We start from the raw sequence: 25,993 nt of genomic DNA, 5'->3' as shown, positions 1-25,993 counted from the left end.
CAGCCTGTGGATTCTCTCGATGCTTCGCCTGAATTAGAATGAGCTGCCTATGGACCGGATGGAGATGCTGAAGGACTTACTTACCCAGGACCCCAACAATCAACTCGCCCGCTACGGCCTGGCGATGGAGTACTCCAACAAAGGTGACGTGGATTCTTCAGTAGCGGAGTTCAAGAAGCTTCTGGCCGTCAATCCCGATTACGCCAACGCTTACTTCATGGCGGCGCAGGCGCTCGCGAAGGCCGAACGCACCGATGAGGCCAAGGCCATGCTTCAGCAGGGGATCACCGCCGCCGGTAGGACGGGCAATCGTCACGCCGAAAGTGAAATGCAGGCATTTCTCGATGAACTGGAGTTTTAGCTACTTTCCCGCTGCCTTTTCGACTGTGACTTCCTCGCCGGCGTAGATCATTTTCCGCATCGCGCGCTCAATTGCGCCCGGCCAAATCTGGTAGGCCTTAACGATCCACCCGTCACGCCGGGGAACCACGACCTCGCGCTTCCCTTTCAGGTACCCGTCGAGAGTAGCGAGGGCTACCACGTCTGGCGACGGTCCCTTTCGAACCGACGGACCGAGATGTTTGCGTTCGCGCCCACGCACCACATTTTTCGAGAAGTTGGTAGCGATGTAACCCGGACAGACCGTGAGCACGTTTACGCCGCTCCCGTGCAGTTCCACCCGGGCCGCCTTGCCGATCGCGTTGAGGGCGAACTTCGTCGCACTGTAGGCGCCTTTGTAGGGAACGGGAATGTGTCCGGCGACGCTGGAGATATTGATGATGGTTCCCGAGGCCTGCCTGACCATGACGGGGATTGCGACCTGCATTCCCTGAATCGCGCCATAGAGGTTGGTATCGAACATGGCACGGCAAGCGTCCATGTCCATCATCTCGATGGAATCGGCAAGACCATAACCCGCATTGTTGACCCAGATATCCACCCGGCCGCCGAAGTTATGCAGCGTGAGGCTCATGAGACGTTCGAGGTCCTCGCGGTTGCGGACGTCACAGAACAGTCCAAGCGTCCGATCCTGATGCCCGATCCGTTGCCGAGCAGCCTCAACACGGGCCTCGTCACGGGAGCTGAGGACCACCCGGGCTCCTTCTTCAACAAAAAGCCTGGCAATCGCCTCCCCAATACCCATGGAGGCTCCGGTAATTACAGCTACTTTCCCTGCAAGTCGCATGGGCTGCTTGTATTAGGTATGAAGGATGAAGTCAAGGCTTCGCCTGTGAAGAAAACATGAGCCGGTCTTTCCGCGGTAATTCGTGCACTTTCAGGGACCGGCGGCATCTCTTTTCAGGTGCTACATGGGGTAGAATCGCATCAAAGTGGGTGAGGTCCCCGGCCTTATGAGTTATCCCCGGACGCTTGGCGAACTTCGCCAAAGCGAATTGTTTTCTGAGTCCCGCCTGCGCTCCCGCCGTGTGAAAGACGAGATGCGTGAGAACCTGATCGCAAGATTGCGCGAAAAAGGTGAGAACGTCTTCCCCGGAATCGTCGGTTACGAAGATACGGTAATTCCACAGATCGTTAATGCAATCCTCTCGCGGCATAACTTCATCCTGCTAGGCTTGCGCGGACAGGCGAAGAGCCGGATCCTGCGAGCCCTGACTTCCCTTCTCGATGAAGCCACGCCCTACATAGAGGGATGCGAGATCCACGACAATCCTTACGAACCGATCTGCCGGCGTTGCCGCGAGCTGATTGCCAAGTGCGGAGACGCAACAAAGATTGCGTATCTCTCGGCGGACGACCGCTACGTAGAAAAATTGGCTACACCGGACGTGACCATCGCCGACCTGATCGGCGACATCGATCCGATCAAAGCGGCGAAGGGCGGCCACGAACTCTCGAGCGAGATGACAGTGCACTACGGCCTGCTGCCTCGCGCCAACCGCGGGATCTTCGCCATCAACGAGCTTCCCGATCTCGCCGGAAAGATCCAGGTCGGCCTGTTCAACATCATGCAGGAAGGCGACGTGCAGATTAAGGGCTATCCGGTGCGTCTGCCGTTGGATGTCGCCCTGGTATTCAGCGCCAACCCGGAAGACTACACGGCTCGCGGCAAGATCATCACGCCGTTGAAGGACCGTATTGGTTCGGAGATTCGTACGCATTACCCAGCGACGGTGGAGGAAGGAATCTCCATCACTGCACAGGAAGCGTGGGCACAACGCAACGGGCACGAGTTGAGTATTCCGAAGTACGTGGCGGAAGTGATCGAGCGAATCGCCTTCTGCGCCCGCGACGACAAGCGAATCGACAAGCGCTCCGGTGTGAGTCAGCGGCTTCCGATTTCATGCCTGGAGAACGTGATTTCCAACGCCGAGCGGCGAGCGTTACGCAATGGCGAGAACCGCGTGGTGCCGCGCATGGGCGACATCTATGCCGCCATGCCCGCCATCACCGGGAAGTTGGAACTCGAGTACGAGGGCGAAGTAAAGGGTGCCGACACGGTCGCGCGTGAATTGATTCGCGCCGCTATCGCCGGGACCTACGATCAGTATTTCCACGGTGTGAATATGCAGCAGGTCATCCAGTGGTTCGACCTCGGCGGGAACATCCAGATGTCGGACACGGCCTCTGCTGCTGAGCTGGCGAAAACGTTGAGGGACATTCAGGGGCTGAACGAGAAACTCGGCACACTCGGGATCCACGCCAAGGATCCTGCGGAGATACAGGTATCGGCGGCTGAGTTCGTCCTTGAAGGCCTGCACGCGCACAAGCGGATTGGCCGCAATGAAGAGCGAGTCTTCTCCGCCGGAGAACGCCAACCCCAGGCACGGCAACCGGAACGCGACACTCGAGACCGTGAACGGTATCGCGATGAACTCCCGTTCCGCAACAAGCGAGGCTACAACTAGTCGTGAAGCGTATTCGCTATACAAAATACGTACCCGATCCGGCGGGCGAGATGAGCATGGAAGACCTGCTCAACGCGTTGTCGGACTATCTGCTCCAGAGCGGGTTCCAGAATTCATATGGCATGTACGACATGCGCGACATGGAGCAGACGCTTGAGGAACTGAAGAAAGCCATCGAGCAGGCGCTGATGAGCGGCGAACTTTTCGACGAACAGATGCAACAGCAGATCGAAGAAATGATGCTCGAAGGAAAGCTCGATGAATTGATCGAGCAGATCATTCAACGCATGCAACAGGAAGACTACATATCCATTGACCAACCGCACGATCCGGCGCAGAACCCGAGCGTCGGCGGGCAAGTGGGTCAGTCGGAAACGCAGGCGAAATTCGAGATTACGGACAAGAGCCTGGACTTCCTTGGCTATCGGACGCTGCGCGAGTTGCTGGGATCGCTGGGCAAATCGAGCTTCGGGCGCCATGACACACGCGACCTCGCAACCGGCATTGAGGCGAGCGGTTCGTCCAAGACGTACGAGTTCGGCGACACCCTGAACCTGGATATCACGGCGACATTGTCGAATGCGATTCAGCGCGAGGGACTCACCCTGCCGCTGAATATCGAATACTCCGATCTACAGGTGCACCAGTGCGAGTATCAGTCGTCGTGCGCGACGGTGTTGATGCTTGATTGCTCGCACTCGATGATCCTGTACGGAGAAGACCGATTCACTCCCGCGAAGAAAGTGGCGATGGCGTTGTCGCAACTGATCCGGACCCAGTATCCGGGAGATTCGTTGTCGCTGATTCTGTTTCACGATTCCGCGGAGGAAATTCCGCTATCGCAACTAGCACGCGTAAAGGTTGGACCGTACTACACGAACACACGCGAAGGGCTTCGACTGGCTCAGCGCATCCTCAAGCAACAGCGCAAGGACATGAAGCAGATCGTGATGATCACCGACGGGAAACCCTCGGCGCTTACGCTGGAAGACGGGCGCATCTACAAGAACGCATTCGGACTCGATCCGCTCGTCGTGAGCCAGACACTGGAGGAAGTTTCGAAATGCAAGCGCGCGGGCGTGATGATCAACACGTTCATGCTTGCGTCCGATTATGGACTAGTGCAGTTCGTGCAGAAAGTCACAGAGATGTGTCGCGGCAAAGCCTACTTCACCACGCCGTATACGCTTGGGCAGTATCTGCTGATGGATTACATGTCGCGGAAGTCGAAGACGATCCACTAAACACGAAAACCGCGAGCGCACTGCCCGCGGTCGTGTACCTCTTGTCCAGTTAGCCCTTGGCCGGAGTTCCGGGTCCGGGCGGGACGCTCGAACCTGCTTCCTTCTTGACCGCAGCTTCCGCAGCCTGAAAACCGATCTTCGAATGTGTCCCGTCGCAGAAGGGCTTGTTCACGCTTGCGCCGCAGCGGCACAGCGAAAATGCCGGCTTGCCGGTCAGGTCAACTGGCGTTCCGTCCGGATTAATCAACTCGATGCTGCCCTCGGGGGCTTCCACACGATAAGGCCCATTGGGGCGAATCGTGATCTTCACTTGCGCCATTCCGTCCTCCAAGATGAATGCTGATGTCAGTGTAAATCAGTGGCTTGGTCACTGCTTTTTGAACACAACGTTGACCACGCACTTGTCGCCTTCCACATCGACGACATTGCAGAATGTGCGTTCCCCGCGCCGTGAAAAGTCCAGACCCACGCGGCTATTGCCGATTCTGAGGTTCCGGATGTGCAGGTGGTCGAGCCACTCCGGCAGCACCGGATTGATGATGTTCACTTCTTTGCGCGGAGCGCTCGGGCGAATTCCAAGGAGCGAGTTCAGAATCAGGAACAGCGCGCCCGACGCCCATGCCTGCGGCGAACACGAAACGGGATAATGAACAGGGACATCGTGCTCGCGACGCTGGACTCCGCAAAACAACTCGGGCAGTCGATAGTCGCGGAACGTGAGCGCAGCCTGGAAGAGCGTGGAAAACAGACGCAGGGCGGGAGCACGGAATTCATTCAGCGCCATGCCGTGGGCGATCAGCGAATTGTCATGCGGCCACACCGAACCGCGGTGGTAGCTCAATGGATTGAAGACGCTCTCGTCGCACGACATGGTGCGCCATCCCCATCCGCTGAACATGTCGGAGCGCATGAGACGGTTCACGATCGACCGGGCACGCTCGCGGCCGATCATACGCGTGAAGAGAAGGTGTCCCGGATTGGAGGAGATCACCTCCAGCGGTTTCTTCTCGGAATCGAGCGCCATAGCGTAAAAGCCGCGTTGCGGCATCCAGTAGGCTTTCTCGAAACGCTTTGCCATTTCGGTGCAGTCTTTCTTCAGTCTGTCGGCGCGGTCGGAATCCCCGAAGGAGCGCAACAGCGACGCCATGCGATACTTCGCGTCATACACGTACCCCTGCACCTCGACCAAAGCGATCGGCGGAGTAGCGACCTTGCCGTCGCGATGCATGTTGGCATCCCAGGAATCTTTCCAACCCTGGTTGATCAAGCCGCGCTTGGAACGCCGTAAATACTCCACGAAGCCGTCACCGTCGAGGTCGCCGTAGTTGTCGATCCAGTCGAGGGCCTTGTACGCGGCCGGCAACAGGTCGCCGATCAGTTCCTCGTCTGCCGTCCAGTTCCAGGTTTCGCCGAGAAGGATGAGCCACAGGGGAGTGGCGTCAATGCTGCCGTAGTAGGGACCGAACGGCATTTCGCCAGAACGCGTCATCTCGCCCTGGCGATACTCATGCAGAATCTTTCCCGGCTCTTCGTCGAGCCAGTCGTTGTATTCCTTACCCTGGTAGCGCGCGAGGACGCGCAGTGTCTCGGCCGCCAACGTCGGGTTTAACGATAACGATTGGTATGCGGCAATAATGGAGTCGCGCCCGAACATTGTCGCGAACCACGGAATACCTGCGGCGATTACATGCTCGTCGCCGTCCGGAATTTGCAGCGCGTGGAAGTCGCTGACGCATGTGTGCAGGGTGGCGTCAAATACGTCGTTGCTGCTTTTGAACTGGGTCGCCTGTTGCTCCCATTTATGGAAGTTCTCGCGACGTCGCTGGAGGTTTTCGTCGAAACCGCCCTTCGACACCGCCGCGCGCGAGTTCTCCACGACCGCCCGGACCCGAATGTTGAATTCCATCCGCTGGAGGGAGTCCAGCTTGACTTCCCATCGCGCCACTCCGTCTTCGATGGCTGCCGGTGCAGGTTCCATCTCTACGAGTGTGTGTCGCAGGACATTGTCGCGGCCGCGGTAATAGAACCCGATGGAGCTCTCCTTCACGACCGGCTGGAAGTATTGGCCGTGCTGATTCCGGCCCATACCTCTGACCTGGAACACATCGACAAAATCGGCCTGGTATTCGATCTCTACCCTGAACTCGACGCTGTTCAGGTTGAAGTTTTCGAAGGTGATGTGTTCGAAGAGCGCGTCACCGCTGAGCATTTGCTCACGGCGAATGTGAATCGTGTTCTCGGGCAGGTCGAACGAATCGCGCAGGTGAATGTTCGAGGTGGTCAGTTCGATTTGCGACAGGAACGTCTTTTCGGTATTCGACGACAGGAGTACCGTGCGCAGGCCGCCGACGCGCATTTCCATGAAACTGAGAAAACGCGTGTCGTCATGGAAGAAGCCTGTGTCCGGCGCGCCCGGAGGCGCAATGTCACCAGACACTCTCGTCGCCAGGAAGGTCTTGCCATCGATCAAGGTGAGGTTGTCCACCTTGCGCGGACCCATCATCTGGAACTCTGCTTGTGCAGAATACGGGACGGGGATCGGGACCAGGTCGCGCTCAGTCACCATCGTTCGATTCGTCATGCTACTGCCTGTTCGTTGGGCTCATTGAGATCCGAATGAAGCACCGGCGACACGCCGCCAATCTCAAGGTAGAGGTCGGCATAACTCTTGACCATCTTTTCGATGGAGAAATTCTCGTTTACGTACGCCCGGACAAGATCAGGCTTGAAATCTCCAGCTTTTGCGATTCGCTCCGCCATGTGCTCCACGGAGGTGCAGATGTAGCCGGAAACACCGTCCTGCACGACTTCCGCGACCGAACCACCCGGGAACGCGAATACCGGGGTGCCGCAAGCCATGCTCTCGATCATGACCAGCCCAAAGGGCTCGTCCCACTCAATCGGAAACAGCAGTCCGATGGAATTACCCAGTAGCTCGTTCTTGGCGTCGTGATCGGCTTCGCCAATGAATTCGATGAACTTGCCATCAATGTGCGGTTTGATTTCCTTCTCGAAGTACTCCTGGTACATCGGCTGCACTTCGCCCGCAATCTTCAGTGGAATTCCGGTACGCTTGGCGACCTTGATCGCGTTATGGGCTCCCTTCATGGGAGCAATACGTCCCAAAAAAGTCAGATACGAGCGCTGCCCATCGCCGACGCGATACTGAGAAACCTCAAGCCCGTGATGAATGGTGCGGATCTTCGGTACGTTTTCGAGCTTCTTTTGAAACTCGCTGATGGAGACATACCAGATATCAGGGTAGAAGGAATAGAACTGGCTCAGGCCATCTTCGCGCGCGTGGTGAATCGTATAGACGAACGGCACGTTGGAGAACCGGGAGTGTACGATCCCCGGTGCATTGTTCAGGTGAATCAGGTCGCATGACTCCACAGCATCGCGTACCGCCCAGGCGCCATGGTTGATATCGCGAAGGCTTGAATGGATTTCTCCATCCAAGGGCCACTTGCCTTCGGGGTAAATCCAGCGCCTTTCCACCGGGACGGTCGACTCCCCATTGGTGTAAACAACAACATCAAACCCAAGTTGACTAAGGCCTTCCGCAAGATGGGCAGCGAACAATTCCGTTCCGCCGTACCCTCTGGGTGGCACAGAAATGAACGGAGGAACAATGAGGCCAATCCTCATAGCACCCCTCGCTAGGAAAAATATGGGATTCCGCTTGCCATCAGCGGTCATTACTTCTGATGCACTTGGAGGGGTGTATGTTGGCGCACTGCGCATACCTACGCGGTGCTGAGAGCGGGCGCAATCTCCGGTATGTTCGGCGTTCCCACCGATTGGACATAGGATTCAAACTCCTCTGCCCGCTTGCTGTTTGTGTGTTCCGCGAGCACGCGCTCCTGCGCCCGTTTTCCGATCTCAGCTAGTTCCGCCCGCGCAGCATGGGTGAGAAGCCGCACCACGTCGTCGCCTGAAGTTGGCAACAGGATCTCTTCTCCCGGCGTAAAGAAAGTATTAAGACCGGGCCAGTTGTCCGACACGATCGTTGCACCACAGGCGGCAGCCTCGAAGAGGCGCACGGAGGGCGAGTAACCGGCCTGCACCATGTCGCGTCGCGTCACGTTGAGCGTCAGCCGCGACGATGAATAGAAACGTGCGTGCCAACGGGGATTCAGGTGGGTGATACGCCGAACGTTCCTGGGCCAGTGAATCGATTTCGGATACTGCGGTCCCGCAACAATGAATGAAAGGCCCGGCAGCGCCGTCGCCGGCTTACACAGGAACTCGTCGATTTTCGGTTGACGGTCGGGCGCGTACGTCCCCATATAACTGAGGTCACACGCAAACCGCTTGTTCACGCTGAAGCTGCGATACTCCTTTGGATCGAATGCGCAATACAGCGGCACGGCGCGCTTCGCACCGAAACGGGATTCGATCTCCGCCAGTAACGGCCCGCCTGTAAAACTGAAGTAGAAGTCAAAAGTTGGGAGTTGATCGGCGCGAAGGTAGTCCGTGCGGCCCGTTTCACGCAGTTGTGAAATCGTGATTGGCGTATCGATGTCGTAAAAGGTCTTCACCGGAACCGGCGAATCGGCCAGATCGTCAATGAGTTGTAAGCCATCCGGGAAATACGACCCAACCACAACCACGTCCGCGTCAGCCACTTCAGCCAGTGCCTTCGATCGGACCGCAGCATAATCGCCATACAACTCAACGCGGCAGAACGGCGGTTCGGGCATATCGCGGTTGGACGCATACCACTCCACGTCCTTCTCGAAAAACACAATGCGATGTCCGCGTGCATGCAGGCCCTTGGTCAACGCACGAAACGTCGTTGCATGGCCGTTGCCCCACGATGATGTAATCGACAGGCCGAAGATGACGATCTTCAACGATGAACCTCGCACAAGTAAGCGTTAGGCCGATACCACAGTTTCAACACCGGCGCTCGCCGTTTCTGGTTTGCCTTGCAGGATGGAATCAACCGCCTGCACACGCAATTGATAGGTATGCGCATGAAGCGCGCGCCTCCGCGTTGATTCTCCGATGCGATGGCTCTGCTCAACGGAGTGCGAACGCAGATGTTCAACGATTTCTTTGGCCGACGACGCCACCAGAATCTCCTCGCCAGGCACGAAGAAATGATCAATACCGGGCCACTGGTCGGTAATCAAACAAGCTCCCGCGCCTGCCGCTTCGAAAACCCTGGTGGGCGGAGAGAATCCCACGTTTGCCATGGAATCGCGATTGATATTCAGCACCATTCGCGCCGAGCAATTCACAACATTGTGCTGATGAGTGGCAACGTGCCCGATCCACCGCACGTTAGAAGGAAGCTTTTTGCCGCCCCACCCCTCGCCTCCAAGTACAAACTTCATCTCGGGTGCGAGTTCCGCCGCACGGAAGAAGAAGTCCTCGACGCGCTTTTCGCGATCTGGCAGGCGGTGTCCCACAAAGGCAAGGTCGCACTGGAATTTTTGATCCCGCGCAACGGGATGATGGTGATCCGGATCCACACCGTTGTAGATCGGATGGCAGTTCTGCGCCCCTAACCTCAAGTAATGCCGAACTATTGGTGGCCCGCCGCCGTAGGTGAAAACAAAATCATATTGCGGGATGAGTTTACGGAACGGGTCATCTGAATGGCCCTCTACGCGGGCCAGCGTTGCTGGAGCATCCACATCCCAGAAGGCCACGCGCGTGTTCGCCGACCTGCATTCGAGCACCCCGGCTTCGAGCAACTCATCATCCGCGCCAACGCCGCTGTGCTTGATGACAATATCGCAATCCGCAGCTCGCGCCAGGAGTGATTCGATGTCGTCCGGTGTTCGATAGACGACGACATCGACGTAATCGATGTTGCCGGTATCACGATTCTGCTGACGTTTGTAGATGTCCGGCTCGGCGAACGTAATGTCGTATCCGAGCCGCGCCAGATACTTGTAGATGCCGCGATAGTACGTTGCCGCGCCGTTCCAATATGACGAGGTAATACTTGATCCGAAGACGAAGACTTTCATGCGGCCAACTCCCGGCAGATCTCGACCAACTGCTCCGCGCGATGCCCACAGGTATGGCGCTCTTGGATGGTCTCCATACCGTTGGCGGCGATCTGGTTACGTGCGTTCTCGTCTTTGAGAAGGTGCTCGATCTCCGCTCGCATCGCCTTGCCGTCTGGCACACAGACGTAGTCCTGCCCCGGACGGAAGAGTTTCTCCACGTCTTCCCAGGGCGAACACAAAAGCGGGATGCCACACGCAAGCGTCTCGAAAACTCGAATCGTCGGGATGCCGCTCAGTCCGTTGGTGTACTGGCGGCGCGGCACGTGCAACGTAAGTTTGCTGGCGCCGTATACGCGCGGTGCGCTGAGATTCGGCAGGTATCCACGATACTCAATCCCAGCGTCCTTCAGCATCTTCACCGCTTCGTCCGGATAGCGAACGCCGTGCACTACCGTCCGATGCGTGGCTCCGTCGGCTGCCGGTTGAACCAGGAACTCCTGCAACTCGCGCGTCCGCTCTTCGTCTCCCCAGTTCCCTACCCACACCACATCGATCTCTTTGCGAACGCGCATCGGTTTGAAGTTCTCTACGTCCGCTGCCTCGTGGAAGGTCCAGGCCTTGGCGATGCCGAAGCCATCTGTGTAGATACGGCGAATCGCTTCGCCGAAAGCCAATACTCCGTCGAACAGGTCAAGGCGAAACTTGAGGATATCGCCGGCATTCGTATAGGCACGATGATGCGTGTCATGAAAGAGCGCCTTGAATCCGTACTTCTTCTTCAAATCGAGAATGGAATTTACGACCTGCGGATCGTTCCACTCGTGGATGACGACGACATCGGCGTCTCGCAGATGTGCCGCGGCGAATTGCGGAAACGTGTGGTCGTTGTTGTAAAACTGGACGGGAAGTTCCGGAAACTCACGGCGGAAGTCGTCAATGGCGGTAACGGCAAGGTCCCGCTCCTGCCGGACAAGGTTGGTGAGCGACCACGAGCCCAGTTGCTCGTAGCACCGGACGGAGTGGCCAAGCCGCTTCAACTCACGCGCCAGACCACGCAGAAAATGTGCGTTCCCGTGGTTCCAGTCAGATACCCACGAGTGCGCAAAAATGTGGAATCGAAGACTACTCATGCAACAGCTACTCCCGCAGGCACCAGGGTTTGATACAGGTTCATGTAGTCGTCAACCATGCGTTCGGCTGTGAATCTCTGTCGCGCGCGACCGTAAGCAAGATTTGCATAGGTCATGCGCAGTTCAGGGTCGTTCTGTAGACGTTCGAGCTTTCGCGCCAGATCCCTGGCATCGTTGTGCTGGAAGTAAAGCGCAGTTTCTCCCCATAACTCGTGGAATGTGGGAATGTCATTGGCAACGATGGCACAGCGCGACAGGGCTGCCTCCAGAGGCGCGAGACCAAAAGGTTCGTACCGCGATGTCGCTGCGTAGATGGAAGCGCGGCTGAACAGTTGTCTCAGTTGCGCTTCCGACTGCTTGCCGCAAAACCGGACACCCCGTGCCCGCAGCTTCTGGTCGGAACGGAATGCCGAGTCGGGATGCTGCTCTTCGCCGGCGATCCACACGGGCACTTTATGCGAAGCGTCCATCAGCAGTGATACCTGTTTGGCTTTATCCCATAGCCGGCCAACGGCGATCACCAGGTCATCTTTGCCGACATGAGGGTTGAACAGACCAGGGTTGCGTCCGTTATAGATAACGGTACCGCTCTTGCGCGTTCCGTACAGTTCGTTGATCTGGCCCAGCATCCACTTCGACGGGGCAACAACCGTGTCTGCGCCGTCCAGCCCTCTCTGTACGACTTCGCGGTAACCCTTAATCCATTCGTTAGTTGGAGGCTCTTCACCGTGAACGGTGACCCACCAGCTCACCACGTCGCTATGCGCCACCACGACCTTCGGCACCGCAGTATCCATGGCGCCGAAACAGTACTGGCTGAAGTGCAGCAGGTCGGGCCTTTTCTCGGCAATGATGTCGCGCAGGAATTCCGACGCTGCGATCAAGTCGTCTGCCGACTCCTGCATCCACTCGAGTTTGAAAGCCGTGGCTCGAAAATCGACGCCCGGCAAAGCATCCAGCCATTCTGACTGCGCATTCGTTGGAATTTCGCCAAAGCTGACCAGGGTGACCTCGACGCCACGCTTCGCGAGCCCGGTCACGAGCTCGCGCGTGTATGTCCAGACGCCACCCACCGTGTCAGCGGTGACTAACACGCGCATTCAAGATCCTCGAGCGTCGCAGGTTTCTGTTCCTGGATATCGCTGTAACCTTTATCCGAAAACGTCTTGGTGTAATAACGATGTGCACGCTCCCATGCGTCATCGTCCGGATTGCCGAAGAGCTGCACGTAAAGCGGCGAACCTGGGAATGGGAACATCGGCACCGGTTCACTCACCCACACACCGTGAGCCTTTAAATGGTCCTGCCATCTACGGATCTCTTCCTTGTTGTCCTTCTCAGTCAGGATGAGATTCGCCTGTACCCAGTGGATCCGCTGCTTCGCATAGATAAGCAGTTCCGAGATGCGATCGGTGTTCATCTTGCAGTTTTTGTTTAGCTCGTCGCGACCTTCCTCCGTGATCGACTCAATGCCGCACTCCATGGAGATACACCTTGCGCGTCCCAGCAGATCGAGTGTCTCTTCGTCCCAGAGATCAATGCGCGTCTGGAATCCGATGTTCACATTGCGCTCTGCAATGCCCTCCAGCAGGCGTCGCACGTTCTTACCCACGCCGAATATTTCGTCGATGAAGTAGATGTAGTCCACGCCGCGCGCTATCACGCGATCGACTTCGGCCAGCACGGCGTCGACGTCACGCTCCCGGAATTTGTTGCGGAAGAGCGTCTTATTGCAGAAGGTGCATGACCACGGACATCCGCGTGCAAATTCCAGTTCCGCTCCGTGACCTTCACCCCAGAACACATGGTGACGGTGCTTGTGCGCCTCTACGTTGTAGTTCTCGAAGGTGAGCGCCTTAAGCGACTTCATGTCGGTAACGCCCAATCCGGGCGCCACGTGCATGCCGCTTTCGTCTCGCCAGCAGCAGCCGACGATATCGGCCCATCCCTTCGATGCCAATTCCGGGATGGTCTGGTCCGGTTCGCCGCGCAATCCGACGTCGCACCCCATCTTGCGGATCGCCGCTGCCGGCGTGGCAGACGTGTGCGGACCGATGGCGACCTTCACGGCCTTCCCGCCAAGCTGGGCGAACCACTCCTTTGGAATGCGAACTTCCGGCGGAGGACACCGCCAGAACAGATACGACGGTGCCGTAGGAATCACAAGGAAGTCTGGCGCGAATGCGTCAACCCGGCGTTTCGTCTCTTCGGTGGTCAGGTTGTCGGTTTGCGCATCCACCAACATCGGCTCGTGGCCGTCCTCGATGATTTTGTCGAAGGCGAACAACAGTTCCAGCGGATAATGCGGATCGCGGCAGCCGAAATATGTCGAACCGCTGAAATCCCAGTTCGGATTTACCAACGCGAATTTCATGCGGCCCCCTGCAAATCCTGCAGCGTTGGGCTCATCACCGGCTCCGCAACGCGCACGGGCTCGAAGATGTCGCGGTTGTTTTTCCACCAGTCCTGAATTTTCAGCAACGTCTGCCTTACGTTGAACTGCGGCTTCCAGCCGGTGTGGCGTTTGAGTTTGCCGTAGTCGGTCACGTAGACCAATTGATCGCCCGGCCGAGAATCGTCTTTGACGTACTGAACCTTGGTGCCAATGAGCTTTTCGATCTCCGCGAGCAGTTCGAGCAGCGAAGTCGTGTTCTCCGGACCACCGCCCACGTTGTACACATTTCCACGAGTGATCGTCTCATTGCTGCGCACCACATCGAATGCGCGCACCAGATCGTCCACGCAAAGGACGTCACGCACCTGCCGGCCGTCCCCGTAGATTACGAGTGGAATTTGCTGGATCGCGGAGTAAAGGAAGTGCGCGACCCAGCCCTGGTCTTCATTTCCAAACTGTCTCGGCCCGGCAATGCACGACATACGGAACACAACAGTGGGGATGTCGTAAATGCGGGCGTAGTCGTGAACGTACTGATCCGCCGCTCCCTTTGAGCAGCCATAAGGAGAATAGAAGTCGAGCGGCTGAAGCTCGGAGACTCCCTTGATTTCGCGGAATGCCCAACGAGATCCGGCAAGCGTAGTCGAATGTTCGCCCAACTCGCCATAAACCTTGTTCGTGGAAGTGAACAGCAGGAACGGCTTATGCCCTGCCTTCCGGATCCCCTCCAGGACGTTGAATGTCCCTCGGAGGTTGATGTCAAAATCGAGTCTCGGGTCGAGCACCGAAGTCGTCACCGCAACCTGGGCGGCAAAATGGTAGACCTCGGCCACGTCGCGGACCGCGCGTTCCACTTCATCGGCTTCGCGAATATCCGCCACCGTCACCCGCAGTCTCCCAGAGCGACCTGCAATCTTCTTCAGGCTCTCCAGATTGAAGCGCACCCCTCGGCGCGACAGATTGTCGTAGATATGAACGTTGGCATCCGTGTTCTGCAGCAGCCACGATGCCCAGTTCGAACCGATGAATCCGGCCCCTCCAAAAATTAAAATGTTCTGTTTCGAATCGTACTTTCTCATCTTCATTGGCCCCACGCCCCTGGATCCCTAAGCAGTTAAACCGTAGACGGTCAGTTTTTCGACCGCTTCTGCCGCACGGTCTTCCGCCCTTTGTTCCTTCAACCACCCCACCAGTTCTTTCACGCCTTCGGCGAATTTCACCTTCGGCTCATATCCCAGGTGTTTCTTGATCGCCGAAATGTCAGCGAAGCAATGCCGGATGTCTCCTGCACGGTACTTCCCGGTCAACTCCGGCTCGATCTCTGCACCTAACGCTCCGGCTAGAGCAGTCGCTACTTCGCGGACCGAAATCGGCTCACCCGATCCGACATTGAGTGCCATACCATCGGCGCCGCTCTTCTCCATCGCAAGCAGGTTTGCCTGGACAATGTCGTGAACGCTCACGAAGTCACGCATCTGGTTGCCGTCTTCGAAGACCAACGGCGGCCTTTCATTCAGCAACCGTGACGCAAAGATCGCCGCGACGCCCGTGTACGGGTTCGAGAGTGCCTGCCGGGTTCCGTAGATGTTGAAGAACCGCAGCGCCACCGCGGGCAGCCCATAGGTGCGTCCGAAGAGCAGCACCATCTCTTCCTGGTCCTTCTTGGAAAGCGCGTAATACGAACTCACATTCAACGGCTTCGATTCGTCGGTAGGTATGGGCACCAGATCGCGGCCGCACCTAGGACACGCAGGCTCCCACTTCTTTTGCTTGAGTTGATCTTGAGTTCTCTCCTTCGGCGACACCTCACCGCATTCCACGCACAGGTATTTGCCCTCGCCGTAAATGGACATCGACGAGGCAACTATCAGCTTCTCCAGCTTGATCTCCGAATCCAAGATGGCCTGAAGCAGGTTTGCCGTACCCTGGGTATTCGCGCCCATGTAGTGGGATATCTCGTACATCGACTGCCCAACCCCTACGGCTGCCCCGAAATGGAAGATCACGTCGATGTCACGGATCGCGTCCCGAACCGCATCGAGGTCGCGAAGGTCTCCCGTCAGGAAATGGACTTCGCCAGCCAGGTAATCCGGAACCCCGTCTGGATGCACCTGCGGAGTAAGATTGTCGAACACCCTTACTTCATGGCCCTGTTTCAAAAGTGCGTCTGCAAGATGCGAACCAACGAAACCAGCCCCACCCGTTATCAGTACCCTTTTCCCCATTTAGTCCTCTGCTCCTACGCTTAGTCCTTTCGCCCCGGCGCTCACGCTCTTACCTGCCGGCGCGTAGCGTTCGGTCGCCCATGTCACGAAATCGGCAAAGTCGTTCACGTTCTTTGGCGGTGCCGTGTAATGCGGCCAAGTCCCAAGATGCTCCGGGGTGAAACACAGCGTCATGGTCGTCTGGAACGGTGCGAGCGCTTTCATCTGCCGATCGAACCACTGCTCGGAATTGGGCCGAAACCAATCTGCCCAACTCACGCCCGTACGCAGGTACTTCACACCCAATTTCTTCAGCCACTCCACGCCTGGATCCAGCCGGTGATCTTCGAAGTGGAACCACTGGCAAATTCCAAGGCCCTTCGGAAATTCGAACGCTGCCGGCTTTGGCGTCATGTCCTCACGCACCAGGCCCATGTAGTAGTGGCGGTAGTAGGAACTTCCTTCCGATTCCTTGTGTCGAGTGGTGGCCGTCCACGTTGCCGGCAGGTCGAAGAGGCTGTACCAGTGCACGCGATCCACGCGCGGCAACAACAACTCCGCCGTCTTCTGCATTCCGAACACCTGGACCTCTTCCGCCCCGAACGAAGAAGCCCCTGCCTCGGAAACCCAGATCGGCTTATTGGTAACTGCGCGTATCTCTTCGAGCTTTGCCGGCCACTCATAGATATTCCAGTGGTTCCAGTCGAGAGGAAATCCATGTACGGCAACGATGTCGACGTGCTGCAGCACACCGTGCGACTTCATCAGTTGCATGAAGTTGGAATCGATGGGAGAAATCCCGCCGAGGACGATCGGGATTTCCGGATTTACCTTGCGAACCGCTTTCGCTCCTGCAATGGCCAATTCGGCGAACGCCTTCCACTCGGGATCCGACTTGAAGTCCCAATGCGAAAGGTTATTCGGCTCATTCCAGAGCATCACTGCTTCAACCATGAATCCTTCCTCGCTCGCTTCATGCGGGTAGTCCCGCGCAGGTTACAGAGTCCCTTCCAGTTCCATATCGAGGACGTACTTGCCATCGCGCGTTACTTCGCGGGGCTCGCAAATCCAGCTTTCAGGTTCCGGATGAGAAACAATCGTCAGCCCCGAGCTGCGCAGCATCCCTTCGCAGGCGCTGGCGTTCGGAATCCACCAGTTCGTCGGATCATTTGCGTACTGGTGCTCAACGAAGTACATCTGCGGATACTGCGGATCCTGGAACACTTCTTTGTTCCAGAAGTGATAGTTCATTTCGAACGCTTTGGCCTGCTCCGAACCACGAACCATGGTTTGGAACACCAGCTTGCTCCGCACTTTCTTGATGATGTTGTCGAGGGCAAACAGCGGATAGCGCAGGTGATAGAACACACCCATGAAAAACACGTAATCGAACTGGCCGGGAATATTGACCACGTCGTACACGGAACGCTTCTCGAACTCGATTTCGAGTTCAAGCTCCTGTGCGGCGAAGCGTGCCTGGTTGAGGTATCTATCGTCTACGTCGATGCCGAGTACCCGCTCTGCGCCGCGTCGCTTCAGCTGTATGCAATAAAAACCGCCGTTGCAGCCGATATCGAGAACGGAAGCCCCGGTCAGGTCCTCGGGAATTTCCGCGGCAATGTGTTTCCACTTGATGTTCGGGAAGTCGCCGAGAAAGTGGTTCGGCGCAGTGGCGACACCGTGCAGGTCCAGATTGTGAAACCACTCTCCGAGTTCCCTGACCCTGCTCTCCAATTCACTTCTGTCGAAGGCATGCGGCTTCTGAGTCTGGTTTTCCCGGATGGTTTCAGGATTCGTTACAGTATGCAGTTGAGTGGCCATTGGTCCGTGATCATGGGACGACTTCAGCCCATGTGCACGGTTAGAAGTTCTCGAAGGTACTTAGGATGCTTCCCGCGCGCAACCAATTCAGTTTCATGGAATTGCGAACCATCTCTGCTGCGATTGCACAAAACGCGTTTCAGGGGATTTAGATCGCGAAACTCTCACGTAAGCAAATCTAAGAAATTGCAACAGTTCGTTTGCTGCGGAAGAAAGACTCCGGCCAGAGGCGATTGATCCACCCCGGGCCGGACAGAAGATCATTCACGCTCTTAACACTTACGTCAATTTATGCCAGCTCCAGTCGTGATTTGATTCGTCGCGCGATTTCCATGATGTTGTTCATCTGGTTCACCGAAACCGCAGAGAGTCCATCGCCTTTCAAGGCCAACTCGGTCGAGATCAGGATTCCCGTCAGGTCGTTCTTCAGTTCGCTTTGCAGCTCGAATATCGCCTGCTTGCGCAGAATTCCCTCCTCCAGTTGTCGACGACGATTCGCCTTCACCACATGCTTGGCCACGCCATGCGGACGCAGACACGCCATATCCACGATGACCGGAATGGCGGTCCCCATTCTCTGGACCAATCCATCAAGACTGCCCGGGTGACACTCGAGCAGGTTCTCGTCCGCCACCACGGCAGTGAATTGATTGTCGCGAAGCGCAGCCTGTGCACTACGAAGGGTATCGACGGTTTTGACGGAGTCGTGCGTGGCCTGTTCGATCTGGGCCGCGCATTCAGGGGCATTCTTGTAAGACGAGATGAGTAAGATCATGCCCGTTGTAAATGCAATCCGCGGACCGCAAACTGTTCAACGGAAACAAAGGACTTAGAGCGCAAACAAAAAGGCCGGTTTCCCGTAAAGGAACCGGCCCTCCGTTTTAGAGTTCAGAATTGGGAATATTCCTTGAGCTTGCGATAGAGCGTTGTCTTTCCAATTCCCAGCATCCGTGCCGCCAGCAACTTATCGCCACGGAGTTGTTCGATGGCTTCGAGAATTGCCTTTCTCTCCACTTCGATCAAAGGCAGGATTTTCGGAATCGCCTGCTCCACGCCCGCCGCTTTCTGCTCGTGCGTGTTCTTGATGTACGTCGGCAGGTCCGGGAAACTGAGGGTCTGGCCCGAGGTCAATGCCCAGGTCCGCTCCATGCAGTTCTCCAGTTCGCGTACGTTACCTGGCCAGTCGTAGTTCATCAGCGCGTGCATGGCTTCTTCACTCACCATCTTCCGCAAGCCATTCGCCCGGGTGAGCCTATCCATGAAGTGTTCCACGAGGATTGGAATATCCTGCTTGCGCTCGCGCAGCGGCGGAATCCGAAGCGTGAGAACGTTGAGCCGGAAATAAAGATCCCGGCGGAAGTTGCCATCCGCCACTTCCGATTCCAGGTCCCGGTTCGTGGCTGCGAGAATCCGAACATCGATCGGAACCCGTTTTGTGCTTCCCACCGGACGAATCTCATGTTCCTGGATGGCGCGCAGCAGCTTCGCCTGAAGGTCGATGGGCAGTTCACCTATTTCATCGAGGAACACCGTCCCGCCGTTTGCGATCTGAAGCAGGCCTTCTTTTGAACGCACCGCGCCGGTAAACGCGCCGCGAACATAGCCGAACAGTTCGCTCTCGATCAAGCTGGGAACCAGGGAGCCGCAATCAATAGGAATGAAGGGCTTATCGCGGTTCGGGCCGCTGTAGTGAATCGACCGCGCCACCAACTCTTTGCCCGTACCGCTCTCACCAATGATCAGCACGGGATGCGAACTCTGGGCCGCCTTCGTAATAATCCGGTATAGCCGTTCCATCTCTGCAGACTTTCCGACCAGCGATCCGAATCCCAACTTCGAGCGGAGATCGTCACGGAGCGCACGTTTCTGCGTCACTCGCTTCAGTTCATCGGTGGCACGCTCGAGCAACAGGCGAAGTTCTTCCAGCGTGAATGGCTTCGTAATGTAATCGAACGCGCCCTGCTTCATGGCATGGACAGCGGATGCCACCGTCGCATATCCAGTAATGATGATGACGGCCGCATCGGGCTTGCGCTTCTTCACTTCCCGCAACGCTTCCAGTCCACTGGCGCCGGGCAGCTTCAGGTCCAGAAGCACGATGTCGATCGCCTGCGTATCGAGGATTTTGTAAGCCTGCTCGGCGCTTTCCGCTACCAGCGTATTGAAGCCATTCATCTGTGCCGCGTCGCGACAGCTTTCACGCACGGCTTTTTCATCATCGATGATCAGCAGCGTTAGCAAGTCGGCTCCCGCAATTTGCCTGCGGCTCGGTGTGGATTCCATTGTTTGCATCAAGACTCCCGTGGACCAAGCCGATCTGTCCTTGCTCAGACGGGTATTGGTTTTTGTGCACTCTCCGGCGTCCCGAAATGGAACAGTCAAGTAAAAAGTGCAACTTAGGGCGAAAGAGTACCGTAATGGGAATGACTCCGCTGTGACGTAAAACACAATCCCGAGTGCGTTTATCGAACCGTCACCAAAGCAAAACAGGCGACCACGGTAAACTTTCGACCGTGATCGCCTGCTTTTTATGAAACTGTTGCTTTGTTAGCTCTTGGTTGTTAACGACTGAGTCAACCGGAAGCTCAGCCGGCGTTCCGCCGCAAACGAGACATCCTTCTTGCCCGTGGCATATGCGCCGCCCGTTCCCGCGCCGGCGCCAACCGCCGCGCCAATCAGGGCTCCCTTGCCACCACCGGCTAATCCGCCGATCAGAGCACCCGCACCGGCGCCGCCACCAATCATAGCCGCGTTGCGCTTGTTGTGGTTTGCGCCTTTGGCAAACATGCTCGACGTCTGGATCGCATGTTCCTTGCCGTTGATCGTGATGGATGCCAGCGTCAGCCGGAGGTATCCGGAGTTGTGCAGGCGACCCGAAGATTTCGCTTCCACGACGCGGCCCGTGACCGGAGCTCCGCGCGGTGCAACCGTTTGTCCCTTCACTACGAGCGCCTCATCGAGCACGGCGTCAAAAGAATCGCCGGGCTGTGCGGTCGCGCTGGAAACCGTATTCTGCAAACGCACGGCAACAACCGTGCCGGCCGGAATCGTTATGCTCGAGGGAACCTTGGGACTCGAACCGAATAGTCCCTTCTTCCCGGTGTCGGCGCTCTGCGTGTCCGACGATGCAAATGGAGCCGTCGAATTGCTGCCCTCGGCCGTGGTCGCAGGTTGGTCAGCCGCCGCCTGATCGCCCTTCGGGGTCCCGGAACAGGCGGTGAACACCATACTCAGGACTAATACGGCCACAACACTATATAGACGAACCCGCATATCTCAATTCTCCTTCAGTGGCTAAAAGTGCAACTCGGATGCCAACCTAAGCGTCGGCTTTTCAGTGACTTAGAGGTGAGACGCGAATCGCCGACTGTGTATTAATTGCACAGTTCCGGTCAGAGTTCCTGAACCTTTCTCTGATGCTTTCTGCCCCACAGGCGGATGCGTGTCTCGGCCTCGGATTATAGAAAAACAGCTCTCGTCTGAGAACCCGGTATTTCGCTGGTTACTTCGCCTGTTACCACTTCACTTCCAACGTCTAAGGAATGTCGAAAAAGAGGAGTAGATGCGGATCAATCCTCATGGCCGCCGGGCAGCCTCGACCGTGGACGATCTTCGCAAGCGCGTTTGGGCGGCTGAACTAGTCCGCTGCCGTTCTGCGGATACTCAGGGCTTCATGCAGGTAATTCACGACGGGCGTTCCGGTGACGCCGGCAGTCTTCATCGCCGCCTTCAGTGACTCCGAGGCGATGTATTTCCTCGCGTGCTCCAGCGAATCGAAATCGCACAGCACCATCACTTCGTTGGCGTTTTCGAAATTGCGGAAAATGCGGTAGTTCAGCTCTCCGGCATTGCGGCGCATCATCAACGCGTCGTCGAAAGTCGCTCTCCACCGGGTGTAATCCTGCACATCGTGTCGGACCAGTATATGAACCATGAGCCACCTGCCTGGATTGGGCGCAGAGCTTACCTCAGGATGCCCTTGTTCGGCTAGGGCACTCCGCACAACTGAGCTGTTGATTTCTGGCGTGCCAGCCACCAAAATCAAATCAGTGAGCACTTCGACTCAATCGGAAGCAACCAGGTCCGCCTTTGCCCAGGGCACCGTGGTGCTGGTGACACTGAACTCTCCCCGCGAGAAGTTCTGGGGTGCCGTGCTCGACATCAACCCCGCCGGGGTGTCCATTCGCGGCGTTGATCTGAACTCGTTTGACGAAGTCACCGGCATGCTGCGCGCACACGAACCGGTCATGCCCGCAACCGTTTTCTTCCCACTGAACCGCGTGGAACGGATCGAAACCGAAGTCCTGAATGGGCCGATTCCTTCGCTGTCCGATCGCTTCGTGTCCAAATCCGGGTGCCAGATCGCCGACTTCCTGAACCTGACCATCGCCAGTTCCGGAGAGTCCCGGTGATCGGTCAGCTCGCTACCATCGCCAACCAGCTCACGCTGATGCGACTGGTGTTCGTTCCATTCATCATCATCAACGTCGCTGATGGAAACTACGGATGGGCACTGGGCCTGTTCATCGCCGCAGGAATCAGCGATGGCCTTGACGGTTTGCTCGCCCGCTGGCTGAAACAGCAGACTATTGTCGGAGAATACCTTGACCCCATCGCCGACAAGCTTTTGCTGAGCAGCCTCTTCCTGGTCCTCAGCCTTATGCACCGGATACCGTGGCGCTTTACGGTGCTGGTTTTCACGCGAGACGTCGGCATCCTTATGGTCTCGGCCGTGCTCTTCGCAACCATCGGATTACGGGATTTCCGTCCCAGCATCTTCGGCAAGCTGAATACCGGCGCTCAGATCGGCGCGGTCTTTTTCGTGCTCCTGTTTGAGCTTCATTCCGTGCCTTGGCTCTTCATCGCCAAGCGCGGATTTCTTTGGCTGACCCTACTGTTCACTGTTCTCTCTGGGATCCACTACATCTACCTCGTTGGACTTCGGGTAAAACTCCACTCCCAGGCAAAGGGCGCCGCGCAATCTAAGTAAAGAAGCTGCTATGCCTATACCGTTGGAGATTCTTCCGTACGATCCGCAATGGGCGGTTGAATTCCAATTCGAACGCGACCGCCTGGCAAAAGCCCTTGCCGACGTTGCCCTACGTATCGACCACCACGGCTCCACTTCGGTACCTGGCCTGGATGCCAAACCGGTGATCGACATCCAAGTCTCGGTCGAACATCTCGAACGGTTTGAGCGATACGCGGCGCCGTTGCGGTCGCTCGGATACACGCACGTGCCGCATCCAGACGATGCTGTGTGCCCATTCTTCCATCGGCCGGCAACTTGGCCGCACACGCATCACGTGCACGTGGTGGAGTTCGGAGGAGACGAAGAGCAGCGCACACTTCGCTTTCGGGACTACCTCATCACTCATCCTGAAACCGCTGCCGAATACGCTGCCCTGAAGAAGAAATTGGCTGCTTCCGTGGACGCTTCCAACTCGGCTTCACGTCAGGCATATGCGGACGCGAAGACCACGTTCATCTCGAGAGTCCTGGGATTGAGTGCGCGGCAACCCTGAACCGGCACCGTCTTTTATTCCCGTGCTTTGTGAATAGCTGATTTCGCGCGGCATCCTCTACAATCAAAGGTTCCGTCTCACGCTCGATTACTTTATGGATCCGCAATTCTTCAACACGCTGACCGGCCGCATCGAATCGTTCAAACCCCTGCACGACAACGAAGTCCGCATGTATGCCTGCGGACCCACCGTTTACGACTACGGCCACATCGGCAACTTCCGTACGTTCGTCTTCGTTGACCTGCTGCGCCGCTACCTGAAGCAGCACTACAAACTGCGCCACGTTATGAACATTACCGACGTGGACGACAAGATCATCCGCAACGCCGCAAAAGCGGGCGTCTCCATCAACGAATACACGAAGAAATACACCGAAGCCTTCCTGGAAGATTCCGCGGCTCTGAACACCGAGCGCCCGGAAATCGTTCGCGCGACCGAACACATCGAGGAAATGGCTCAGTTCATTCAACAACTGGTGGATAAGGGCATTGCCTATAGGACCGACGATGGTTCCTATTACTTCCGCATCGCCAAGTTCCCGGAGTACGGCAAGCTTTCCAAGAAAGACTTCGCCGGCATGGAAGATGGCGCTCGCGTCGATGTGGACGAGTACGAGAAAGACAATGCTCGCGATTTCGCGCTCTGGAAATCACCCAAACCCGGCGAGCACTTCTGGGAGACATCGATCGGTCCTGGCCGGCCCGGCTGGCATATCGAGTGCTCCGTCATGTCGATGCAGAACTTGGGCGAGACGCTCGACATCCACCTCGGCGGCGAAGACCTCGTCTTCCCGCACCACGAAAACGAGATCGCCCAGTCTGAGTCGCTGACTGGCAAGCCGTTCGCACGCTTCTGGATCCACGCTCGCTTTCTGCTCGTCGAGGGCGAGAAGATGTCAAAGTCTCTCGGCAACTTCTACACCCTCCGCGACCTTGTCCTGATGGGCCACAAGCCGTCGTCGATCCGTTACCTGCTTTCGTCCGTCCCGTACCGGAAGCAACTGAACTTTACGTTTGACGGACTCACCCAGGCTGCGAACGCCGTCGAGCGCATTCGCAACTTCAAGCGCCGCCTCGAACAGGAGCAGCGGCCGGACGGCATCACCGAGGCCATCGCCAAACTGGCCGATGAAACGCGGGCGAAATTCGACGCCGCTCTCGGCGACGACATGAACACCGCACAGGCCCTCGCCGCTATTTTCGACATGGTGCGCGACGCCAACGCTGCCGCCGATAAAGGCGAACTGAAAAAAGGCGACGCCGCACCCCTACTCAAAGCACTCGATGCATTCGACTCCGTTTTCGCCGTCATCCACGACGATGACGCCCAGAAGGTGAAAAAGGCCGTGGAGTGGGCCGAAGCCGAAGGACTCAGCGACAAGATTTCGCCGCAAGCACGTGAGATTGCCGCAGCCGCGGGAACCAGCGATGCCCGCATCGACGCGCTCGTCAAAGAAATGCAGGATGCACGCAAGGCCAGAAACTTCACTCGCGGTGACGCCATCCGCAATGAGCTGAATCAGATGGGCATCATCGTGGAAGTCACGAAAGATGGGGCACGCTGGCGGCGCAAATAGTAGTTCCACTTTTTGTCCATATCACCGTCCAGAGTGTTGCGAAATGATTTCTCGCTTGGGTACCATCGCAGTATGCGGAGCTTCGCCTTTTTTCTTCTATTTTGCTCGTTCGTAAGCGCCTCTGAGGTGGTTCACCTTAAGAACGGGGACCGCGTGACTGGGACCGTGGAGAAGCTGTCCGACTCGCGACTGGTCATCAAGTCGAAGGTCCTGGGCGATCTCAAGGTATCGCTCGACGAAGTAGCGAGGATCGAGTCCGACAAGAAGGTCACCGTAACCTCCAGCACTGGCGTTTATGAAGCTCGTTCGATGAACTTCAAGGATGAGCGGGCGAACCTCTCGATTTCCGACTCTCGAGCCGTTTCCATTCCGCGCGAGGAAGTCGTACAGCTAACCTCCGTCATTCCTAATCCGGCAATTCCCGAATCAGTTCCGACGTTCTGGTCCAACTGGTACAGTTCTCTGGACGCCGGCATGAGCGCCGCTCGCGGAAACTCCAGCACCACCAACGTCAATCTCGGGGCGAAGGCCATCCACAGCACGGAACGGGACCGATTGACCCTCGGCGTGACCTCAATTTTCGCGCAGAACTCCACTGACGGTAACGTTGTCACCAGTGCCAACGCCACCCACGGCGCAGCCCGCTATGACCTCAACGTGAGCGACAGAACGTTCACCTTCGCGCTCGCGAACTTCGATTCCAACCAGCTACAGGGTCTGGACCTGCGTGCCGTCCTGGGTGGCGGACTCGGCGTCCGCGCCGCGCAAACCCGGCGTACATCCTTCGATATTTTCGCCGGTGCTTCGATGAACCAGGAAATTTTGTCTGACGACCCCGACCGGCGCTCAGGCGAATTCATCACCGGCCAGGAACTGAACTTGAAGCTCTCCTCCCGTGCCGACTTCCTCCAGCGTCTCATGTTTTTCCCGAACTTCACCGACGCCGGACAATATCGCGTCACTTTCGATTCCACTGCCAGCCTCAAGTTCAATAGCTGGCTTGGATGGCACTCCACCCTCAGCAACACGTACCTCAGCAACCCCGCTCCGGGTGCGCGTGCTAACGACATGTTGGTCACCACCGGTATCCGCTTCTTCTTTGGAGAATCTATCCCCTTCAAGCCAAAGCTTAAGCTGCCCACGTCATTCGCAAATTGAAGAACTTACACGTGCCAGACGTGCTACACGTATGGCACGTGTGCATATAGCTTCCGTCTTCTTCGTAGTGGCACTTCTACTGCCGACGCGATTTCCCCAATCCCTAC

General features: G+C 57.0%; 24 protein-coding genes and 1 pseudogene. 8 read left to right on the top strand and 17 right to left on the bottom strand.

Annotation, left to right across the window (positions count from 1 at the left end):
• The first annotated feature begins 49 nt into the window (after nucleotides 1–49).
• On the top strand, nucleotides 50–361 hold the full coding sequence (locus tag VN577_23650) for a tetratricopeptide repeat protein (GenBank protein HWR17844.1): 312 nt from the start codon (nucleotides 50–52) through the stop codon (nucleotides 359–361).
• Here the strand turns inward: VN577_23650 and VN577_23645 are convergent, their stop codons facing one another.
• Nucleotides 362–1,186, bottom strand: coding sequence for an SDR family NAD(P)-dependent oxidoreductase (locus VN577_23645; GenBank protein ID HWR17843.1), 825 nt, complete (start codon nucleotides 1,184–1,186; stop codon nucleotides 362–364).
• Between the two features lie 166 nt (nucleotides 1,187–1,352).
• On the opposite strand from VN577_23645, the gene VN577_23640 reads away from it, so the two are divergent.
• A complete protein-coding gene (locus tag VN577_23640) occupies nucleotides 1,353–2,867 on the top strand; it encodes a hypothetical protein (GenBank protein HWR17842.1) in 1,515 nt (504 codons plus the stop codon).
• Nucleotides 2,868–2,869: 2 nt separating this feature from the next.
• On the top strand, nucleotides 2,870–4,111 hold the full coding sequence (locus tag VN577_23635) for a VWA domain-containing protein (GenBank protein ID HWR17841.1): 1,242 nt from the start codon (nucleotides 2,870–2,872) through the stop codon (nucleotides 4,109–4,111).
• 49 nt (nucleotides 4,112–4,160) lie between these two features.
• Here the strand turns inward: VN577_23635 and VN577_23630 are convergent, their stop codons facing one another.
• The 16 genes and pseudogenes from VN577_23630 to VN577_23555 all read right to left on the bottom strand — a co-directional run bounded on the left by VN577_23630 (nucleotide 4,161) and on the right by VN577_23555 (nucleotide 21,561).
• Nucleotides 4,161–4,430 (bottom strand): CDGSH iron-sulfur domain-containing protein, encoded by a 270-nt coding sequence (locus VN577_23630; GenBank protein HWR17840.1) that lies wholly within the window; start codon nucleotides 4,428–4,430, stop codon nucleotides 4,161–4,163.
• 48 nt (nucleotides 4,431–4,478) lie between these two features.
• The gene (locus VN577_23625) at nucleotides 4,479–6,692 is read right to left on the bottom strand and encodes a glycogen debranching N-terminal domain-containing protein (protein ID HWR17839.1); all 2,214 of its coding nucleotides are present in this window, start codon (nucleotides 6,690–6,692) and stop codon (nucleotides 4,479–4,481) included.
• Nucleotides 6,689–7,759 (bottom strand): glycosyltransferase family 4 protein, encoded by a 1,071-nt coding sequence (locus VN577_23620; GenBank protein ID HWR17838.1) that lies wholly within the window; start codon nucleotides 7,757–7,759, stop codon nucleotides 6,689–6,691. Before VN577_23620 ends, VN577_23625 begins: the two co-directional genes overlap by 4 nt.
• 98 nt (nucleotides 7,760–7,857) lie before the next feature.
• A complete protein-coding gene (locus VN577_23615) occupies nucleotides 7,858–8,967 on the bottom strand; it encodes a glycosyltransferase (GenBank protein ID HWR17837.1) in 1,110 nt (369 codons plus the stop codon).
• Nucleotides 8,968–8,991: 24 nt separating this feature from the next.
• A complete protein-coding gene (locus VN577_23610; protein ID HWR17836.1) occupies nucleotides 8,992–10,095 on the bottom strand; it encodes a glycosyltransferase in 1,104 nt (367 codons plus the stop codon).
• Complete coding sequence (locus VN577_23605) at nucleotides 10,092–11,207, bottom strand: glycosyltransferase (GenBank protein HWR17835.1); 1,116 nt, start codon at nucleotides 11,205–11,207, stop codon at nucleotides 10,092–10,094. The genes VN577_23610 and VN577_23605 overlap by 4 nt, the downstream gene beginning before the upstream one ends.
• Nucleotides 11,204–12,307 (bottom strand): glycosyltransferase family 4 protein, encoded by a 1,104-nt coding sequence (locus VN577_23600; protein HWR17834.1) that lies wholly within the window; start codon nucleotides 12,305–12,307, stop codon nucleotides 11,204–11,206. Before VN577_23600 ends, VN577_23605 begins: the two co-directional genes overlap by 4 nt.
• The gene (locus VN577_23595) at nucleotides 12,295–13,581 is read right to left on the bottom strand and encodes a TIGR04295 family B12-binding domain-containing radical SAM protein (protein ID HWR17833.1); all 1,287 of its coding nucleotides are present in this window, start codon (nucleotides 13,579–13,581) and stop codon (nucleotides 12,295–12,297) included. Before VN577_23595 ends, VN577_23600 begins: the two co-directional genes overlap by 13 nt.
• Nucleotides 13,578–14,687, bottom strand: coding sequence for a GDP-mannose 4,6-dehydratase (locus tag VN577_23590; GenBank protein HWR17832.1), 1,110 nt, complete (start codon nucleotides 14,685–14,687; stop codon nucleotides 13,578–13,580). Before VN577_23590 ends, VN577_23595 begins: the two co-directional genes overlap by 4 nt.
• Before the next feature lie 21 nt (nucleotides 14,688–14,708).
• Nucleotides 14,709–15,827, bottom strand: a complete 1,119-nt coding sequence (locus tag VN577_23585; protein HWR17831.1) for an NAD-dependent epimerase/dehydratase family protein — start codon at nucleotides 15,825–15,827, stop codon at nucleotides 14,709–14,711.
• Nucleotides 15,828–16,763 (bottom strand): annotated as a pseudogene (locus VN577_23580) (glycosyl hydrolase).
• Between the two features lie 39 nt (nucleotides 16,764–16,802).
• Nucleotides 16,803–17,627, bottom strand: coding sequence for a TIGR04290 family methyltransferase (locus VN577_23575; GenBank protein HWR17830.1), 825 nt, complete (start codon nucleotides 17,625–17,627; stop codon nucleotides 16,803–16,805).
• Nucleotides 17,628–17,916: 289 nt separating this feature from the next.
• Entirely contained in the window at nucleotides 17,917–18,402 is a 486-nt protein-coding gene (locus tag VN577_23570; protein ID HWR17829.1) for a hypothetical protein, read from the bottom strand.
• A 113-nt stretch (nucleotides 18,403–18,515) separates the two neighbouring features.
• Nucleotides 18,516–19,919, bottom strand: coding sequence for a sigma-54 dependent transcriptional regulator (locus tag VN577_23565; protein HWR17828.1), 1,404 nt, complete (start codon nucleotides 19,917–19,919; stop codon nucleotides 18,516–18,518).
• Nucleotides 19,920–20,174: 255 nt separating this feature from the next.
• Nucleotides 20,175–20,900: a hypothetical protein gene (locus VN577_23560; protein ID HWR17827.1), complete on the bottom strand. Its 726-nt coding sequence runs from the start codon at nucleotides 20,898–20,900 to the stop codon at nucleotides 20,175–20,177.
• Between the two features lie 364 nt (nucleotides 20,901–21,264).
• Nucleotides 21,265–21,561, bottom strand: a complete 297-nt coding sequence (locus VN577_23555) for a hypothetical protein (GenBank protein HWR17826.1) — start codon at nucleotides 21,559–21,561, stop codon at nucleotides 21,265–21,267.
• A 115-nt stretch (nucleotides 21,562–21,676) separates the two neighbouring features.
• Between VN577_23555 and VN577_23550 the strand changes: the two genes are divergently transcribed.
• From VN577_23550 to VN577_23530, 5 genes are all read left to right on the top strand, one after another.
• A complete protein-coding gene (locus VN577_23550; GenBank protein ID HWR17825.1) occupies nucleotides 21,677–22,039 on the top strand; it encodes a hypothetical protein in 363 nt (120 codons plus the stop codon).
• Nucleotides 22,036–22,617: a CDP-alcohol phosphatidyltransferase family protein gene (locus VN577_23545; protein HWR17824.1), complete on the top strand. Its 582-nt coding sequence runs from the start codon at nucleotides 22,036–22,038 to the stop codon at nucleotides 22,615–22,617. The genes VN577_23550 and VN577_23545 overlap by 4 nt, the downstream gene beginning before the upstream one ends.
• Before the next feature lie 10 nt (nucleotides 22,618–22,627).
• Complete coding sequence (locus tag VN577_23540) at nucleotides 22,628–23,152, top strand: GrpB family protein (GenBank protein HWR17823.1); 525 nt, start codon at nucleotides 22,628–22,630, stop codon at nucleotides 23,150–23,152.
• A 94-nt stretch (nucleotides 23,153–23,246) separates the two neighbouring features.
• The gene (cysS, locus tag VN577_23535; GenBank protein ID HWR17822.1) at nucleotides 23,247–24,728 is read left to right on the top strand and encodes a cysteine--tRNA ligase; all 1,482 of its coding nucleotides are present in this window, start codon (nucleotides 23,247–23,249) and stop codon (nucleotides 24,726–24,728) included.
• 153 nt (nucleotides 24,729–24,881) lie between these two features.
• The gene (locus VN577_23530; GenBank protein HWR17821.1) at nucleotides 24,882–25,886 is read left to right on the top strand and encodes a DUF481 domain-containing protein; all 1,005 of its coding nucleotides are present in this window, start codon (nucleotides 24,882–24,884) and stop codon (nucleotides 25,884–25,886) included.
• Nucleotides 25,887–25,993 lie beyond the last annotated feature (107 nt).

The organism is Terriglobales bacterium, assembly GCA_035561515.1.
Classification (GTDB): Bacteria; Acidobacteriota; Terriglobia; order Terriglobales; family Acidobacteriaceae; genus DATMXP01.
Note: the sequence above shows the minus strand (reverse complement) of the source record. Positions and strands in the feature narration are given on the sequence as shown.

Bases quoted from the DNA above. Each gene is read 5' to 3' on its own strand.
- VN577_23595 (HWR17833.1), bottom strand. From the start codon at position 13,581: ATGAAATTCGCGTTGGTAAATCCGAACTGGGATTTCAGCGGTTCGACA.
- VN577_23640 (HWR17842.1), top strand. From the start codon at position 1,353: ATGAGTTATCCCCGGACGCTTGGCGAACTTCGCCAAAGCGAATTGTTT.
- VN577_23575 (HWR17830.1), bottom strand. From the start codon at position 17,627: ATGGCCACTCAACTGCATACTGTAACGAATCCTGAAACCATCCGGGAA.
- VN577_23560 (HWR17827.1), bottom strand. From the start codon at position 20,900: ATGCGGGTTCGTCTATATAGTGTTGTGGCCGTATTAGTCCTGAGTATG.
- VN577_23590 (HWR17832.1), bottom strand. From the start codon at position 14,687: ATGAAGATGAGAAAGTACGATTCGAAACAGAACATTTTAATTTTTGGA.
- VN577_23555 (HWR17826.1), bottom strand. From the start codon at position 21,561: ATGGTTCATATACTGGTCCGACACGATGTGCAGGATTACACCCGGTGG.
- VN577_23620 (HWR17838.1), bottom strand. From the start codon at position 7,759: ATGAGGATTGGCCTCATTGTTCCTCCGTTCATTTCTGTGCCACCCAGA.
- VN577_23645 (HWR17843.1), bottom strand. From the start codon at position 1,186: ATGCGACTTGCAGGGAAAGTAGCTGTAATTACCGGAGCCTCCATGGGT.
- VN577_23540 (HWR17823.1), top strand. From the start codon at position 22,628: ATGCCTATACCGTTGGAGATTCTTCCGTACGATCCGCAATGGGCGGTT.
- VN577_23650 (HWR17844.1), top strand. From the start codon at position 50: ATGGACCGGATGGAGATGCTGAAGGACTTACTTACCCAGGACCCCAAC.
- VN577_23570 (HWR17829.1), bottom strand. From the start codon at position 18,402: ATGATCTTACTCATCTCGTCTTACAAGAATGCCCCTGAATGCGCGGCC.
- VN577_23625 (HWR17839.1), bottom strand. From the start codon at position 6,692: ATGACGAATCGAACGATGGTGACTGAGCGCGACCTGGTCCCGATCCCC.
- VN577_23600 (HWR17834.1), bottom strand. From the start codon at position 12,307: ATGCGCGTGTTAGTCACCGCTGACACGGTGGGTGGCGTCTGGACATAC.
- VN577_23610 (HWR17836.1), bottom strand. From the start codon at position 10,095: ATGAAAGTCTTCGTCTTCGGATCAAGTATTACCTCGTCATATTGGAAC.
- VN577_23585 (HWR17831.1), bottom strand. From the start codon at position 15,827: ATGGGGAAAAGGGTACTGATAACGGGTGGGGCTGGTTTCGTTGGTTCG.
- VN577_23630 (HWR17840.1), bottom strand. From the start codon at position 4,430: ATGGCGCAAGTGAAGATCACGATTCGCCCCAATGGGCCTTATCGTGTG.
- VN577_23565 (HWR17828.1), bottom strand. From the start codon at position 19,919: ATGCAAACAATGGAATCCACACCGAGCCGCAGGCAAATTGCGGGAGCC.
- cysS (HWR17822.1), top strand. From the start codon at position 23,247: ATGGATCCGCAATTCTTCAACACGCTGACCGGCCGCATCGAATCGTTC.
- VN577_23605 (HWR17835.1), bottom strand. From the start codon at position 11,207: ATGAGTAGTCTTCGATTCCACATTTTTGCGCACTCGTGGGTATCTGAC.